Origin of the sequence: Aquidulcibacter sp. (genome assembly GCF_020253525.1) — a bacterium.
GTDB lineage: Bacteria > Pseudomonadota > Alphaproteobacteria > Caulobacterales > Aquidulcibacteraceae > Aquidulcibacter.
The window spans coordinates 1-13,999 of sequence record NZ_JADCBK010000166.1; the positions used below are offsets into that span (position 1 = coordinate 1).

Genomic DNA, 13,999 nt, shown 5'->3' on the forward strand with positions numbered 1-13,999 from the left:
TAATAGGAATCCTGAAAGTCGATGGTGGGATATTTGACCATGGCCCAACTTGGTTCTTGCATGGTCAGCCAGCGCTCATAAGCCGCCAAGCGCCATTCCAACATCCACTCTGGTTCGCCCTTTTTGGCCGAAATATAGCGCACAATATCGGTATTCAGGCCCTTGGGAGCCATTTCCATTTCGATGTCGGTGACAAAGCCATGCTCATACTCAGCAATGCTTTCAACGGTTTCAATGGTTTCTTTTACTGCGGGCATTGGGTTGGGGTGCCTTTCAGGCGGCTTGGGTGGAAAGCGCGCGGCCCGCGCGGGCTGCGGCTTGTAGATAAAGTTCGGCGAGCCGCGCACCATCTTCGATGCGGCTGGACCAGCCAAAACTGACGCGAATAGAAGAAGCTGCGGCACTGTCACTATAGCCGCACGCTTTCAGAATGCGGGACATTTTGACCTTACCCGACGAACAGGCAGAACCTGCTGACACCGCAGCGCCAGCCAAATCCATGGCCATAACTTGGCGGGCACCTTCCCAGCCATCCACCACCAAGCAAGAGGTGTTGCTCAAGCGGCGAACCCGATGGCTGACAAAGTCGACATCTCGTAACGTCGTGGCAACCGCCAGCTCAAAACCATGGCGGGCTTGCGAGGTTAAATCCTGAAAGGCCAGCACTGCCTCGTCGCGGCATGCAACCGCAGCAGCAGCGGCAAAGCCTGCAAGTGCAGCAACGTTTTCAGTTCCACTACGAGCACCCCGCTCTTGTCCACCGCCAGCACGGCTGTTGACGACTTCAATCCCTGGGGCCGCGATGAGAGCACCCGCCCCCATCGGTCCACCAATCTTGTGGGACGACACGACCAGCCAGTCCGCAAGCCCCGCAAATTGGCCGACAGAAACCTTGCCCAAAAGTTGGACTGCATCACACAATAATGCACCCCCAGCGGCACGGACGCGTGTTGAAATCGCGTCAATACGTTGGATGGTGCCCGTCTCATTATTGGCACCTTGGGCGATAACCAACGGTTGGCCCCCATGGACCCTGAACGCATGATCCAACCAGTCGACATCAATGAGTGCACCCTCATTGACCGGGATGATTTGCGCATCTGGCCATAATCTTTGCGTGTAGGACCAGACAGCATCATGCTCGACAGCTGAAACATAGATCGGGCCAAAGACCATAGCTTTGGCACTCTCCATCGCAAGATGCAGGGCTTCGGTAGCCCCGCTGGTAAAGGTCACAGCATCCGCACCGCATTCCAAGGTGCGGGCCAAGCTTTCTCGCGCATCTTCTAAGGCGCGCCTTGCCGCGCGGCCTTCACTATGTACAGAGGAAGCATTGCCGCCGAGGTCCAAAACACGCAGCATCGCGTCCCGCGCTTCGGGTCGAAGCGGCGAGGTTGCATTATGATCTGCGTAGAGGCGATCCATTATTCGGCTGCGGCGCGGTTAAAGTGGGCGAGCTGATCTGCTTTGCCGGGTAATTGGCGCGCCAACACATCGGCCAAAGTAACCGCCCCCAAGAACTGACTAATGTGACGCGACAGCTCGTCCCACAAATCATGTGTCATGCAACGGCGGTTGCCACTGAGGCAGCCGGCACGCGTGTGGGCATCGCAGCGTGTTACCTTCAAGGGTTCTTCAACGGCTTGCATAATGGCACCAATGGAAATCTGCTCGGGTGCAGCGGCCAAGCGATAACCACCACCGGGCCCACGAGCACTCTCAACAAGTCCACGCCGGCGCAGACGCGCGAATAATTGTTCCAGATAAGACTGACTAATCTCCTGGCGCTCGGCAATTTCGCCCAAATTGACCGAACGCGCGCCAGAGCCTACTTCAGGGCTATTCAGCGCCAAATCCACCATCGCCATCACGGCGTAACGTCCCTTGGTCGACAATTCCATTGCGGTAGTCCTTTCAGCCCTTTTTCCACACTTTGCAGCGCAATTGCGGAAAATCTTGGCTTTTTGATATAGGCCTATGATACGAGCCCGTTCCGGTCTTCTAATGGACCTAGTATTCCCGACCCCGTAGGTCAAGAATTAAACTGAGCATCATGGCTGAACTTATCCTTACTGGCGCCGCTGGGCGTCTCGAAGCCCGATACAATCAAGCAGAGTCGGAAAATGCTCCGATCGCTTTGATCCTTCACAACCACCCCAAAGCTGGCGGGTCGATGCAGGACCGCGTGACCGTCATGCTGCATAAATTGTTTGTCGAACGTGGTTTTTCTACGTTGCGCTTCAATTTCCGCGGCGTGGGTCGCAGCCAAGGCAATTTTGACAATGGCCAAGGCGAATTGTCTGACGCGGCCAGTGCGCTCGATTGGCTGCAAGGCCAGAACCCAGTGGCCCCCGTGACGTGGGTCGCAGGCTATTCCTTCGGCTCTTATATCGCACTGCAACTCCTGATGCGGCGGCCTGAGATTGATGGCTTCATCACCGTTGCGACACCCGCCAACCACTATGATTTGTCGTTCCTAGCTCCCTGCCCTTCATCGGGCATGATGTTTTATGGCTCCAACGATCAAGTCTCGCCCCCGGCCGATCTAGAGCGTTCAGCTTCTAAGATCCGCACGCAAAAAGGTGAATTGGTGGAATGGGAAATGATCGAGGGCGCTGACCATTTCTATCGCAATGAGCTGGACCTCTTGCGGGAACGGGCAGCTACCTATCTCGACCGTCGTCTGGCAGAGCCACGCAAGATTGCGCCACCACCGCGCCGCTAGAAACATCGCCACCCGCCAACAAAAGACCTGAGTGCCCCGCGCTCAGGTCTTTATTCTTCGTGGTTTAACAAGAGCGGTTCTGCGCCTTGATCCCCCATCTTCGCATCGCCGATAGGTTTGGCCCACGGCCCTCGCCTTGGCGGAGCTGGATAGAAATAGAGCCGCCAGCCATCCCGCATCAAAAGAGCGCCACCGGGAATATCACCTCGGCCAAAGGCATGGGACGTGCCGTTAAAGCTTATCCCAAGGACCCCACGACCGCGGCCGGCATAGACATAGCGCGCTTCCCAATCGCCTTGCCCAAGCCAACACGTCCGCTTCAGCCGATGCTCGCCTTCAGGCAAGAGGCGCGCAGCCTCTTCTGGGCGGATACCCGCTTTATCCAATAAGCGCGTCGCATCAAATCGACCCCCTGAGGTGCGACAAAGGCTGGGAGGTGCATCTTGGGGTGTCGCTAAAATCGCCCGGCCCTCTGGCCCGATCCAAGCAACTGGCTTGGGACCTAAAGCCCAAATCATCAGTCCAGCAAAGATGGCAACAACCGCCAATAGTCGCAACCACGATCGCCAAAGCGTCAACCACAAGATCGCCAAGATCAAAATTACTGGGGTGGTTGCCTGTGTCCAAGCAATATTGGCATTGGCACCGGGCAATCCGGCGATCCAATGCGCGATCTTCAAGGTGATACTCAAGCCCGCTGCCGCCGCCTGCCATGCCCAATCATCAAGGCCAAAGGGCGCAAGGCTTGCCGCAAGCGCAGACATGGGGGCCACCCAAAAATCGAGGATCGGGGCGGCCATCAAATTGGCTGGCAGCGACCAAACCGACACCCGCCCAAAGGTCGCCGCAGAAATGGGTGCGGTAGCCAGACCTGCCACCACACTGGTCGCTGCAGCCCCACCAACCCAAATGGCTACACGCTGGACCACGCCAAGCTCTGGGGCCCCTTCACGCCGCCGCTCCCACAATTCCCACATGGCAACCAAGGCGGCGGTTGCCAAAAAACTCATCTGGAAGCCCGGATCGATGGCGCTTTCTGGCAGGGCTACGAGGACACAAATGGCTGCAATAGCAAGACCGCGCATCGAGATCGCCTTGCGGTTCAACAAGATTGCCCCAAAGGCGATGGCGGACATGATAAAGGCGCGAACGGCAGGGGCCTCTGCCCCCGTGAAGACGCAATAGGCCCCGGTGAATATCAAGGCAAAAACGGCTGCAATCTTTCGGGCATCAAGGCGCAGAGCCAGCGCCGGAATGAAAGCAACCAGTTTCCAAACTACTAGAAAAATCAGGCCACCAAGTAAGCCAACATGCAGGCCTGAAACAGAAATCACATGGGATAGGCCCGAGGCTTGCAACGCTTGCACGTCTGCGTCACTCAACCACGCCCGATCGCCTGTGGTTACGGCAGCCAAAAATCCGCCACCGTCACTGCGTGTCGCCTCGACAATAGATCGGGCCGCCTGCGCCCGCCATAAGGCGAGGGTGAATTGGATTGAGTGGGCGACCGAGGCATCAGCCGCAATCACCGCGCAGGGCCCCAGCGCATAGCCAACACCGCCCAACCCTTGAAACCAAGCCCGCCGTGCATGGTCATAGGCACCGGGCACCACTGGACCGGGGGGCGGCCTCAAAATAGCTTGGCACTTAACCTTTTGACCAGGCTTTGGCGGCTCGTCTTGGGCAAGGGCGATCCGCACATATTGCGGGGTCGCCTCCTTGCGTGTTTTAGACAGCGTGTCGACCAATAGCTTGGCACGCCAAGCCCCTCTTTGGGTGCGGTCAATCTGTTCGACAAAGCCAGTGACCGTCACGGGGGTTTTGACGTCTGAAACCCGCGGGGCTTTAGCCGCTTCGGCCCGCAACAGACCTGCAGCCCCGCCCCCCAAACAGGCCGCTGCAAAAAGTGCCACAAGGCCAAGACCGAAGACGCCCTTAGATAAAGCCAATCGATTAGACTTTTGTGCAATCACAACACAGATGAACCACAGACCCAAAGCGAGAAACGTCAACGCAACCCAGGTTAGCGCCGGATCATCAGCCCGAACCGAACAGGTTGCTCCAGCACCACAGGCAAAGCCAACCGGCAGCCACAAAACGAGCCGATCGCGGTCTTGATCGGCAATTTCCTGTAACCGGTCCTGCATCCAGGTGCGTAGATCACTTTCACCTTCACGGTGGCGTGTTATGAGGCGGCTGAGGCCAAGTTGATTGGCCTGTTCCGTCCTGTGATTTGCCTCTTTTTCAGAAGCCCAAGCCATCATGCATGCTCCTACCGAAACGACAGTTCACACACACGAAGCCACTGGCACGGATGTTGTGACGCGGTTTGCGCCATCGCCAACGGGCTACCTCCATATTGGAGGGGCAAGAACGGCATTATTCAACTGGCTTTATGCACGAAAAGCAGGTGGCAAATATTTGCTGCGGATCGAGGATACCGACCGCGAGCGTTCGACCGATGCAGCGGTGCAAGCGATTCTCGATGGCCTTGCGTGGCTGGGTCTTGAAGCCGATGGCCCACCCCTGTTTCAATTTGCCCGCGCGGCGCGCCACAAAGAAGCCGCCGAAAGCTTGGTAGCCGCCGGCAAAGCGTTTCGGTGCTATTTAAGCCAAGACGAAGAAACCGCCCTGAAAGAAGCCGCGCGCGCCCAAGGCCTTGCCTTCCGATCACCGTGGCGCAACCCCGATCATGGCACCCCACCAGCAGGGGCCACTTTCGTGACCCGCTTGCGGGCGCCCAGCGAGAATGAATTCATTCGTGTGCACGACAAGGTTCAGGGCGTGGTGACAACCGCTGGTCGCGAGATTGATGATTTCATTCTCCTTCGTTCAGACCAGACGCCAACCTATATGTTGGCCGTCGTGGTGGATGACCATGATATGGGTGTTACCCATGTCATCCGGGGTGATGACCATTTGACCAATGCCGCCCGCCAAACGGCCTTGATCCATGCTTTTGGCTGGCAAGTCCCAACCTATGCCCATATCCCCTTGATCCATGGCGATGACGGCAAGAAGCTGTCGAAACGCCATGGTGCCTTGGGCGTCGAAGAATATCGCGACATGGGCTATCTGCCGGAAGCCATGCGGGCCTATTTGTTGCGCCTTGGCTGGTCCAAGGGTGATTTAGATATTGTCAGCACCGAAGAAGCTTTGGAGCTGTTTGATCTTGAAGGGCTGGGCAAAAGCCCCTCGCGACTGGATTTCGCCAAAATGGGCAGCGTCAACGCCCATTTCATGCGCTTAGCTGATGACCACCGCTTGGTGACCCTTCTGCGCGAGCATGCCGCCCGCGCAGGCAAGCCTGACATCACCCAGTCAGACCACGATCTTGCTGCCGCGATGGCCCACCTCAAAGACCGGGCTAAAACCCTGCCCGAACTTTATGACCAGTTTGGCTTCATCTTCGCCGCCCGCCCCTTGCCGCGCGATGAGAAAACACAAAAGACACTCTCGGAAGAAGCCCTCGCCCGGATTGCGCGCCTGCATCCGATCTTGGCTGCACTTGCGAACTGGCATCATACCGAGATCAAAGCGACGTTGGATAGATTTGCCGAAGCAGAAGGCATTGGCTTTGGCAAAATTGGTCCACCCCTGCGCGCTGCACTGACGGGTGGCCTTCCGGCACCAGATTTGGCAATCGCCTTAGAGCTATTAGGCAGAGATGAAAGCTTAGCGCGTCTTGGAGACGTGATGTAAACTTCTGTCGTGGAAACTGTGGTTACGAGCAAAACACAAGAGGGCTTAAATATGGAAAGCAAAGCAGAACCAAAGGGTACCGCTAAACTTGATTTCGAAGGCAAAGTGATTGACTTGCCAATTTATGGCGGTGCCACCGGCCCTGATGTGATCGATATCCGCAAACTCTATGCAGAGACCAGTGCCTTTACTTACGACCCAGGTTTTACTTCCACGGCTTCGTGCGAAAGCCAGATCACCTTTATCGATGGCGATGAAGGTATTTTGCTGCATCGCGGCTATCCGATCGACCAATTGGCCGAGCGGTCGAACTTCCTGGAAGTGGCCTATCTTTTGTTGGAAGGCCATCTGCCAAACCAAAGCGAGTTTGATAAGTTCAAGCATGACATCACCTATCACACGATGTTGCATGCCCAGTTCGACCGCTTCTTTGAAGGCTTCCGTCGCGACGCGCACCCCATGGCGGTCATGGTTGGCACCGTGGGGGCCTTGTCGGCGTTCTACCACGACAGCTTGAACATTGATGACCCCGTCCAGCGCAAAATCACCCAGCACCGCTTGATCGCCAAAATCCCGACCATTGCAGCACGCGCCTATAAATACTGGTTGGGCCAACCCTTTGTGACCCCGCGCAATGAATTGAGCTATGCGGCCAACTTCCTGCGCATGTGCTTTGCAGTTCCTGCCGAAGACTATGTCGTGAACCCAGTTCTGGCCAAAGCGATGGAAAAAATCTTCATCCTGCATGCCGACCACGAACAAAATGCCTCGACCTCGACCGTCCGCTTAGCGGGTTCTTCGGGCGCCAACCCCTTTGCCTGTATCGCTGCCGGTATCGCCTGCTTGTGGGGCCCTGCTCATGGCGGGGCGAATGAAGCCGCCTTGAACATGCTGAAAGAGATCGGCCATGTCGACAATATCCCTGACTTTGTCGCGCAAGTGAAAGACAAGAATTCAGGCGTGCGTCTGATGGGCTTTGGCCACCGCGTCTACAAAAACTATGACCCACGCGCGAAAGTGATGCAGCAAGCCTGCCACGAAGTGCTGGCCGAAGTTGGCGTGAAGGACGATCCACTTTTGAAAGTCGCCATGGAGCTTGAGAAGATTGCGCTGAATGATGAGTATTTCGTCAGCCGCAAGCTCTATCCCAACATCGACTTCTATTCGGGCATCACCTTGAAGGCGATGGGCTTCCCCGTGGAAATGTTCACCGTGCTGTTTGCTCTGGCCCGTACCACGGGCTGGATCGCCCAGTGGGACGAGATGAACAGCGACCCCGCTCAAAAGATTGGTCGCCCCCGTCAGCTTTATACCGGTGCGACCCAACGCGATTACGTGCCCATCATTAATCGCTAAAATTTGCTCCTTAAGTTTGAAACGCGCGGGCCAAAAGCTCGCGCGTTTTTGTTTGTGCGATCAGCTTCTGATTGACAGAGACTAAACGCTGCCCGTCAGAGGGTGGATAGATTTTTCAAGTCAGAAACACGCGCCGCCAGAATCTCTCAGTTTCCGGCACACCGATTTAAATCCGCGCCAAACTTGCTTCAAACACTAGCACCAGAGGCAAAGTTCGCCTAAAGTGACACACATGCTTGATCATCTGAAATCTTTTGGCGATGGTGCCGCCCAAGTCCATTATGGGACGCCCGAAATTAGCATTGTGCGGCCGGGGAAGTTTGTGCGCTGTGCGGTGACGGGCAAGCCCATCCCGCTTGAGGATTTACGCTATTGGTCGGTCGAACTGCAGGAAGCCTATGTGGATGCAGCAGCGGCGACAGCGCGCTGGAAACAAGTGAACGCGCGCGCCTAAATCTCAACACCAATCTTGCCAGACGAACCCTTGTCTTTGGTGGGCTCTTTGGGCTGACGGGCCTGTCGAGCGGGTGTGACCGGGCTTTAGCCCAATCTCCTGAGTCCTTTCATTCCCCCTTGCCGTTCAGCTTTTCCGGCACCCCGCAACAATCGGGTGTTGTGATTGGCAAAACCGTACCGGGGGCTCAGATCGACGCCAGCGGCATTGCTACGCAAGCCGATAGCGATGGCCGGTTTGTTATGGGCTTTGACCGCGACGCCCCCTCACAAGCCTTGATTGCGATTTCGCTGGGCGACACGGTCGCCCGCTTTGGCCTTGAAGTTGCCCCGCGCGCCTATCCCGTCACCAGTGTCAGCGGCCTGCCCTCTGCCACGATCGATCCGCCGGCTGAGGCTTTAGCCCGCATTGAGGCCGATGCAGCCCTGAAGCGTCAGGCCTTTGACAGCAACAATCCCATCGCGCGGGGCTTTGAAGAGCCCTTCCGCTGGCCCTTGGATGAGGTGCGCATCACAAGCCCATGGGGCGCAACCCGAATGCTGAATGGTCGAAGCCAACGCCCCCATTTCGGTATTGATCTGGGTGCCCCCCGTGGCACGCCCATCTATGCCCCTGCCAGTGGCTTTGTCGTCCTAGCCGAGCCCGACATGCATTTTGAGGGCGGCATGGTGGCGATTGATCATGGCCAAGGCCTGATCACCACCTATCTGCACCAAAGCGCTTTGGCGGTTGAGGTGGGACAACGTGTCACACCGGGCACTTTGATCGGCTATGTCGGCTCGAAGGGTCGCGCGACCGGGCCGCATTTATGCTGGAGAATGCGGTGGCGTGGCCGCAATTTGGACCCCAGCTTGCGGGTCCAATCGGCCTGATCCACACGGCGTGCTGACGCAAGCGTGAGTGCCAATTGGGCTGGACATTTACGCTCAGCCTGCCTAGCGAGGCCCCATGCGCCGCACCTCTGCCACAATGTCTTGGCTGAAAAAGCTCCATCTTCTGGTGGGGATGCTGGCGATTGCGATCAAGGTGGCCATACCGGCTGGCTTTATGGTCGCCCCCCAAGCTTTGGCGGCGGGCCTAACCCCCATTGTGCTCTGTACCGCGCAAGGCAATGTCACCGCCTTTATGAATGGCGATGGGCAAATCGTGGCCCATGGGGAACAAGGTCACGCAGGTGACGGTCAAGATCTTCCAGGCGGCCATGACGGCCATCCCTGTACCTTTGCCGGCCAAGGCACAGCGCTGACCGCCCCCTCGGCAGCCAGTGTTGCTGTCACGTTTGTGGCAACGAAGAAAGTCGCTTCCGATCTAGACCTCATCGTCGCCCCGGGCCTCGGGCTTGCTGCCCCGCCACCACCCAAGACCGGCCCACCCCTCCAAGCCTGAGATTTCTCTCCGCGCCGATGGCTTGCCATCGGCATGCCTGTGATTCTCATCTTGGAACGAGTTCATGACCTCCCTGTTTAAAGCGCCACGTGGGCGCAATCTGTTTATGAGTCAGGCCCTCTTGGCCGCAACCTGCCTATCGACCCCCAGTGCTCTCTGGGCGCAGGACACAGCGACCACAGAAGCCGAAAAGCCGACCGAAACCATCATTGTGGTGGGTCAGCGCGATACCCCGATTACGGTGGTGCCGAGAGGCTTGTCCGTCTCGCTCGGCAAGGCTGATTTTGAAGCCATCAACGCCATCAATGTCGAAGACTTGATGAAATACGCGCCAAACTTCTTTGTCCGCAAACGTTTTGCCGGCGATGATAATGCGGTGGTGGCCTTGCGCGGGGCCAATACGGTTCAAAGTGCGCGAACCATCGTGATGGTGGATGGCTTTTTGGTCTCCAACTTCCTCGGTAACTCTTTCTCTTTCTCTCCCAAATGGAACGTGGTTGGCCCGGCCGATGTGCGCCAGTTCGACATTGTCTATGGCCCCTACTCTGCCCGCTATGGCGGCAATTCCATGGGTGGGGTTGTCTCTGTCACCACCGAAGAACCCAAAGTGACTGGGGCCTATCTGAACGCTCAAACCATGGTGATGCCGTTCAAAGAATATGGCTTTGATGAAACCTTCACGGGCTATAGCCTTGAAGGTGGCGGCACCTATGTGGCACGCGATGGCAAGCTGCGCGTGCGCGCGGGCTTTCGCCGGTTCGACAATGTCGGCCAGTCCATGACCTATAATCTTTTGACGCCGGCAACAGGAACCGCTGCTGCGACGAGCGTAACCGGTGCCTTTGTCGATCCTGAGTTGGCAACCCCAGTTTTTGGTGCGGCTTCGCCCGTGGATGTTGTGCAAAACCAAGTACGCGTGCGGGTAGCTTATGACTTTGCTCCAGGTTGGACGGCCGATGCCATGCTATTTGGGTGGACGACAGACCAAACCTTGGCCGACACACGTACCTTCTTGAAAGATGCCAATGGGGCCCTGATCGGCCAAGGCCGAGTACGATTTAACAACCAAATCTGGAATGCCACAGGTCTGACCTCGTCTCTATTTGAACGCACAGAATATCTGGCGGGCCTCAAGCTTACGGGTAATTTGGCGGGGTGGGATATGCGCACCAATCTATCCCGCTATTGGATGCCGATTTGGAACACCAAAACCTCACGCGATTATCTGACGGGCCAGTCCAATGGGGCGGGCACTTATCAGGTTCAAGACAATCCAGGCTGGTATGCCGCCGATATCACCTTTGACCAAAGCTTTGGTCGGCATAACCTTGGTTTTGGCCTGAATGCCAATCGGTATGAGACCGCCCAAAACACCTTCAATACCACCAATTGGCGTGCGGCCAGCGGCCAAACCTTTGCCTCCGCCACGGCGGGTAAGACCGAGTCCTTCGGGCTTTGGGTGGAGGACGCCATCGACCTGACCGACACAATTACCCTGACCCTGGGGGGCCGGTATGACCACTGGCGGGCCTTTGACGGCTCAATCGCCCGCCAATCGGGTGCGACGCGGCTGGCAGACACCTACCCCAATCGCACCGATAGCGCCTTTAGCCCAAAGGCTTCGATCCAAGCCGAAATTGTTGAGGGCATTGTGGTGCAACTCTCGCTGGGCAGCGCAACCCGCTTCCCCACCGTGGGTGAATTGTTCCAAGGCCGGATCGATGACATCACGCGCGAAATCGACCCGCAAAGCTTTGACCCCAATCTGCGGCCCGAGCGCTCTACGGACATGACCCTGATGGGTCGGGGCCAGCTGGGCCCGGTCCAAATCACGGCCAGTGCCTTCTATCAGGATATTGAGGACGCAATCTTCTCCTTTAGTGGCCTCAATCAATTTGGCACGGTCATCTCGAGCTTTAAGAACGTCGACCTTGTTACCCAATCGGGTGTGGAGCTGATTTTCGAGGCCAAGGACCTGTGGGTGGATGGCCTCGACATGAATGTCAGCCTCAGCAAGATGGACGCAACCACTGTGCGTAATCTTGCCAATCCAGAGACGGTCGGCAAACGCTTCCCGCGCATTCCAGAATGGCGGTCGAGTGGGAACTTCCGCTACAAAATCAGCCCGAAATGGCGCGCATCGCTCGGCTGGCGTCAAGCAACAACCCCAACCTCCGATCTGTTTGGTAGGGAAGGCAGTGTCTATGGCTTCCAAACCGAATATTTCTTTGTCGATACCCGCCTGACCTATGACCTCACGGAAAAGGTCCAGCTTAATTTCGGGATCGACAACCTCAATAACGACCAAGCCTATGTCTCGCACCCGCTGCCCCAGCGGACCTTTGTGTTCGACGTGAAGCTGAAACTATAGGAGACCCAGATGACAGACATCGCATCCCCTCTTCAATCAGCGCAATCCGCGCCAGAAAAACGGGCCCGCCTCTATCGCATGCTGTGGCGGTGGCACTTTTATGCGGGTCTCTTCTGCATTCCCTTCATCATCCTCTTGTCGATCACCGGCAGCCTCTATCTGTTTAAACCCCAGATCGAGGCAGCCCTTGATAGGCCCTATAATAATTTGGTTCTGACCGGGCCTACCGCCCCCGTAAGCCAACAGGTCAAAGTCGCCACCGCCCAGATTGAAGGGTCGAGCCTCAAATCCTATCGCTTGCCCGACGGGCCTACAGACGCCGCCCAAATAGTGGTGACCAAGGGTGGGGTGGATACGATTGTCTATGTACATCCCACGAGCCTAAGAGTCCTCAAAACCATCCCCCGCGAAGACCGCTTGATGGCAATCGTGCGCACCATACACGGAGAATTGCTGATGGGGGATAATGGCTCACTGATTGTTGAGCTGGCAGCCTCATGGGCGATTGTGATGGTGGTGACGGGGCTTTATCTGTGGTGGCCCCGAACCGCCCAAGGTGTGCAGGGGGTTTTGATCCCACGCCTTCAGGCAGGACCAAAAATCTTTTGGCGCGACCTGCATGCCGTTACCGGGATGTGGGTCTCCTTCTTTGCCATTTTCCTTCTCATCACCGGCCTGCCGTGGACCAATGTGTGGGGCAAGGGCTTTGACATGGTGCGCGATTTTACGGGAACAGCTGCCGTCTCCAAGGACTGGACCCAGAGCCGGGCAGCCGAACGGGCCGCCACTGCCGAGGCCTTTGCCCATCACGGCCATGATGCCCCTTATTATGTCGCCAATGTCGATGATATTGCCGCCAGTGCGCGGGCAGCACGGCTTGCCCCCCCGGTTAGCATTACGCCCCCCAACGCCAAAAATCCCCATTGGATGGCGCGCTCTATGGCCGGCGACCGCATCAGCCGCGTTGAAATCGCCTATAGCGCCCAAGATGGCAGCGAAGTCCGCCGCGAGGCCTTTGGCGACAAGCATGTGATTGATCAAGCTGTCGGCATTGGGATTGCCGCCCATGAAGGCCAGTTATTTGGCCCGTTGAACCAAGCCTTGGGCGTGCTCACAGCTTTGGGCTTAGTCGTTTTGTCGGTGTCGGCCTTTGTGATGTGGCGCAAGCGCGCACCGTCTGGCGTATTGGGTGCACCGCCCCCGATTCCAGACCAGAAGATTGGTGTGGGTATTGGTCTCTTGATCTTTGCCTTTGCACTTTTCCTACCTGTGCTTGGGGCCTGCCTCATTTTGGTTGCCCTGCTCGAGCGGCTCATTTTGAGCCGTCTGCCCTTTACCCGCCGCTTTCTGGGCCTTGCCCAGCCTGCCCCCCTTTAGGAGGATCTGATGAATTTATCTGTTCGAGCTTTACCCCTGATCTGGATCGCCCTTGCGGGCTTGGCGGCGTGCGAGCCCGCCAAGACGCCCCCTGCCCCGATGCAGGCAGTTGCCAAGATTGACGGGGTGGAGATTAGTGAGCCGCGTCTGCGTCTGCCGCCCAATGGCCGCGATGTTACGGCCGGTTATCTCACACTCACCAATGGCAGTGATCAGGTCCAAAAGCTGGTGGCAGCCACCAGCCCGAAGGCAGAGCGTATTGAGCTGCATGCCCATCTGAAAGGGGCCGATGGCATGGCGCAAATGCGCCAAGTGGAACAGGTCGAAATCCCTGCCAAGGGCACAGCCGTCTTAGCGCCCGGCGGCCTGCATTTGATGGTGTTTGGGATCAAGACCCCGCTAAAACCGGGCGATAGCTTCCCGGTCGAATTGACCTTTGAAGGCAATCGCAAAGTCAGCTTTGCGCTGCCGGTGGTGGAAAACCCGACCCAAAAGACCGAAGGCGATAAAGACCATCATGGCCAAGGCGGCCATCAGCACTAAAGTCGGCTGGAGCAGCAGGGCCCAGACTTACAGCCCTGCTGCTGCCAAGCGGCGTTGTTGGCGGCCTTCGCGCAGGCCGTTAGCA

General features: G+C 57.2%; 12 protein-coding genes and 1 pseudogene. 9 read left to right on the top strand and 4 right to left on the bottom strand.

The window, feature by feature from the left end; all coding sequences use genetic code 11:
• From IOB61_RS16540 to IOB61_RS16550, 3 genes and pseudogenes are all read right to left on the bottom strand, one after another.
• Positions 1-257, bottom strand: a pseudogene (locus IOB61_RS16540) (Fe-S cluster assembly protein SufB); the annotation flags it as partial.
• A gap of 16 nt (positions 258-273) precedes the next feature.
• Positions 274-1,425: an aminotransferase class V-fold PLP-dependent enzyme gene (locus IOB61_RS16545; protein WP_290819060.1), complete on the bottom strand. Its 1,152-nt coding sequence runs from the start codon at positions 1,423-1,425 to the stop codon at positions 274-276.
• The gene (locus tag IOB61_RS16550; protein WP_290819062.1) at positions 1,425-1,901 is read right to left on the bottom strand and encodes an Rrf2 family transcriptional regulator; all 477 of its coding nucleotides are present in this window, start codon (positions 1,899-1,901) and stop codon (positions 1,425-1,427) included. Before IOB61_RS16550 ends, IOB61_RS16545 begins: the two co-directional genes overlap by 1 nt.
• A 152-nt stretch (positions 1,902-2,053) precedes the next feature.
• Here IOB61_RS16550 and IOB61_RS16555 point away from each other — a divergent pair, with 152 nt between their 5' ends.
• The gene (locus IOB61_RS16555; protein ID WP_085338624.1) at positions 2,054-2,725 is read left to right on the top strand and encodes an alpha/beta hydrolase; all 672 of its coding nucleotides are present in this window, start codon (positions 2,054-2,056) and stop codon (positions 2,723-2,725) included.
• 50 nt (positions 2,726-2,775) lie between these two features.
• On the opposite strand, the gene IOB61_RS16560 is transcribed toward IOB61_RS16555, so the two are convergent.
• Positions 2,776-4,989 carry a ComEC/Rec2 family competence protein gene (locus tag IOB61_RS16560; RefSeq protein ID WP_290819065.1) on the bottom strand — a complete coding sequence of 738 codons (2,214 nt, stop codon included), beginning with the start codon at positions 4,987-4,989 and terminating at the stop codon, positions 2,776-2,778.
• On the opposite strand from IOB61_RS16560, the gene gltX reads away from it, so the two are divergent.
• From gltX to IOB61_RS16600, 8 genes are all read left to right on the top strand, one after another.
• Positions 4,988-6,427: a glutamate--tRNA ligase gene (gene gltX, locus IOB61_RS16565; protein ID WP_290819067.1), complete on the top strand. Its 1,440-nt coding sequence runs from the start codon at positions 4,988-4,990 to the stop codon at positions 6,425-6,427. The genes IOB61_RS16560 and gltX overlap by 2 nt on opposite strands.
• 51 nt (positions 6,428-6,478) lie before the next feature.
• On the top strand, positions 6,479-7,783 hold the full coding sequence (gene gltA / locus IOB61_RS16570; protein ID WP_290819069.1) for a citrate synthase: 1,305 nt from the start codon (positions 6,479-6,481) through the stop codon (positions 7,781-7,783).
• A gap of 232 nt (positions 7,784-8,015) precedes the next feature.
• Positions 8,016-8,237, top strand: coding sequence for a DUF2093 domain-containing protein (locus IOB61_RS16575; protein WP_290819071.1), 222 nt, complete (start codon positions 8,016-8,018; stop codon positions 8,235-8,237).
• A gap of 119 nt (positions 8,238-8,356) precedes the next feature.
• A complete protein-coding gene (locus tag IOB61_RS16580; protein WP_290819073.1) occupies positions 8,357-9,109 on the top strand; it encodes a M23 family metallopeptidase in 753 nt (250 codons plus the stop codon).
• 76 nt (positions 9,110-9,185) lie between these two features.
• Positions 9,186-9,623, top strand: coding sequence for a DUF2946 family protein (locus tag IOB61_RS16585; RefSeq protein ID WP_290819075.1), 438 nt, complete (start codon positions 9,186-9,188; stop codon positions 9,621-9,623).
• 64 nt (positions 9,624-9,687) lie between these two features.
• Entirely contained in the window at positions 9,688-11,994 is a 2,307-nt protein-coding gene (locus IOB61_RS16590) for a TonB-dependent receptor (protein ID WP_290819077.1), read from the top strand.
• A gap of 9 nt (positions 11,995-12,003) precedes the next feature.
• Positions 12,004-13,371, top strand: coding sequence for a PepSY domain-containing protein (locus IOB61_RS16595; RefSeq protein WP_290819079.1), 1,368 nt, complete (start codon positions 12,004-12,006; stop codon positions 13,369-13,371).
• A 9-nt stretch (positions 13,372-13,380) separates the two neighbouring features.
• Positions 13,381-13,914 (top strand): copper chaperone PCu(A)C, encoded by a 534-nt coding sequence (locus IOB61_RS16600; protein WP_290819081.1) that lies wholly within the window; start codon positions 13,381-13,383, stop codon positions 13,912-13,914.
• Positions 13,915-13,999: the final 85 nt, after the last annotated feature.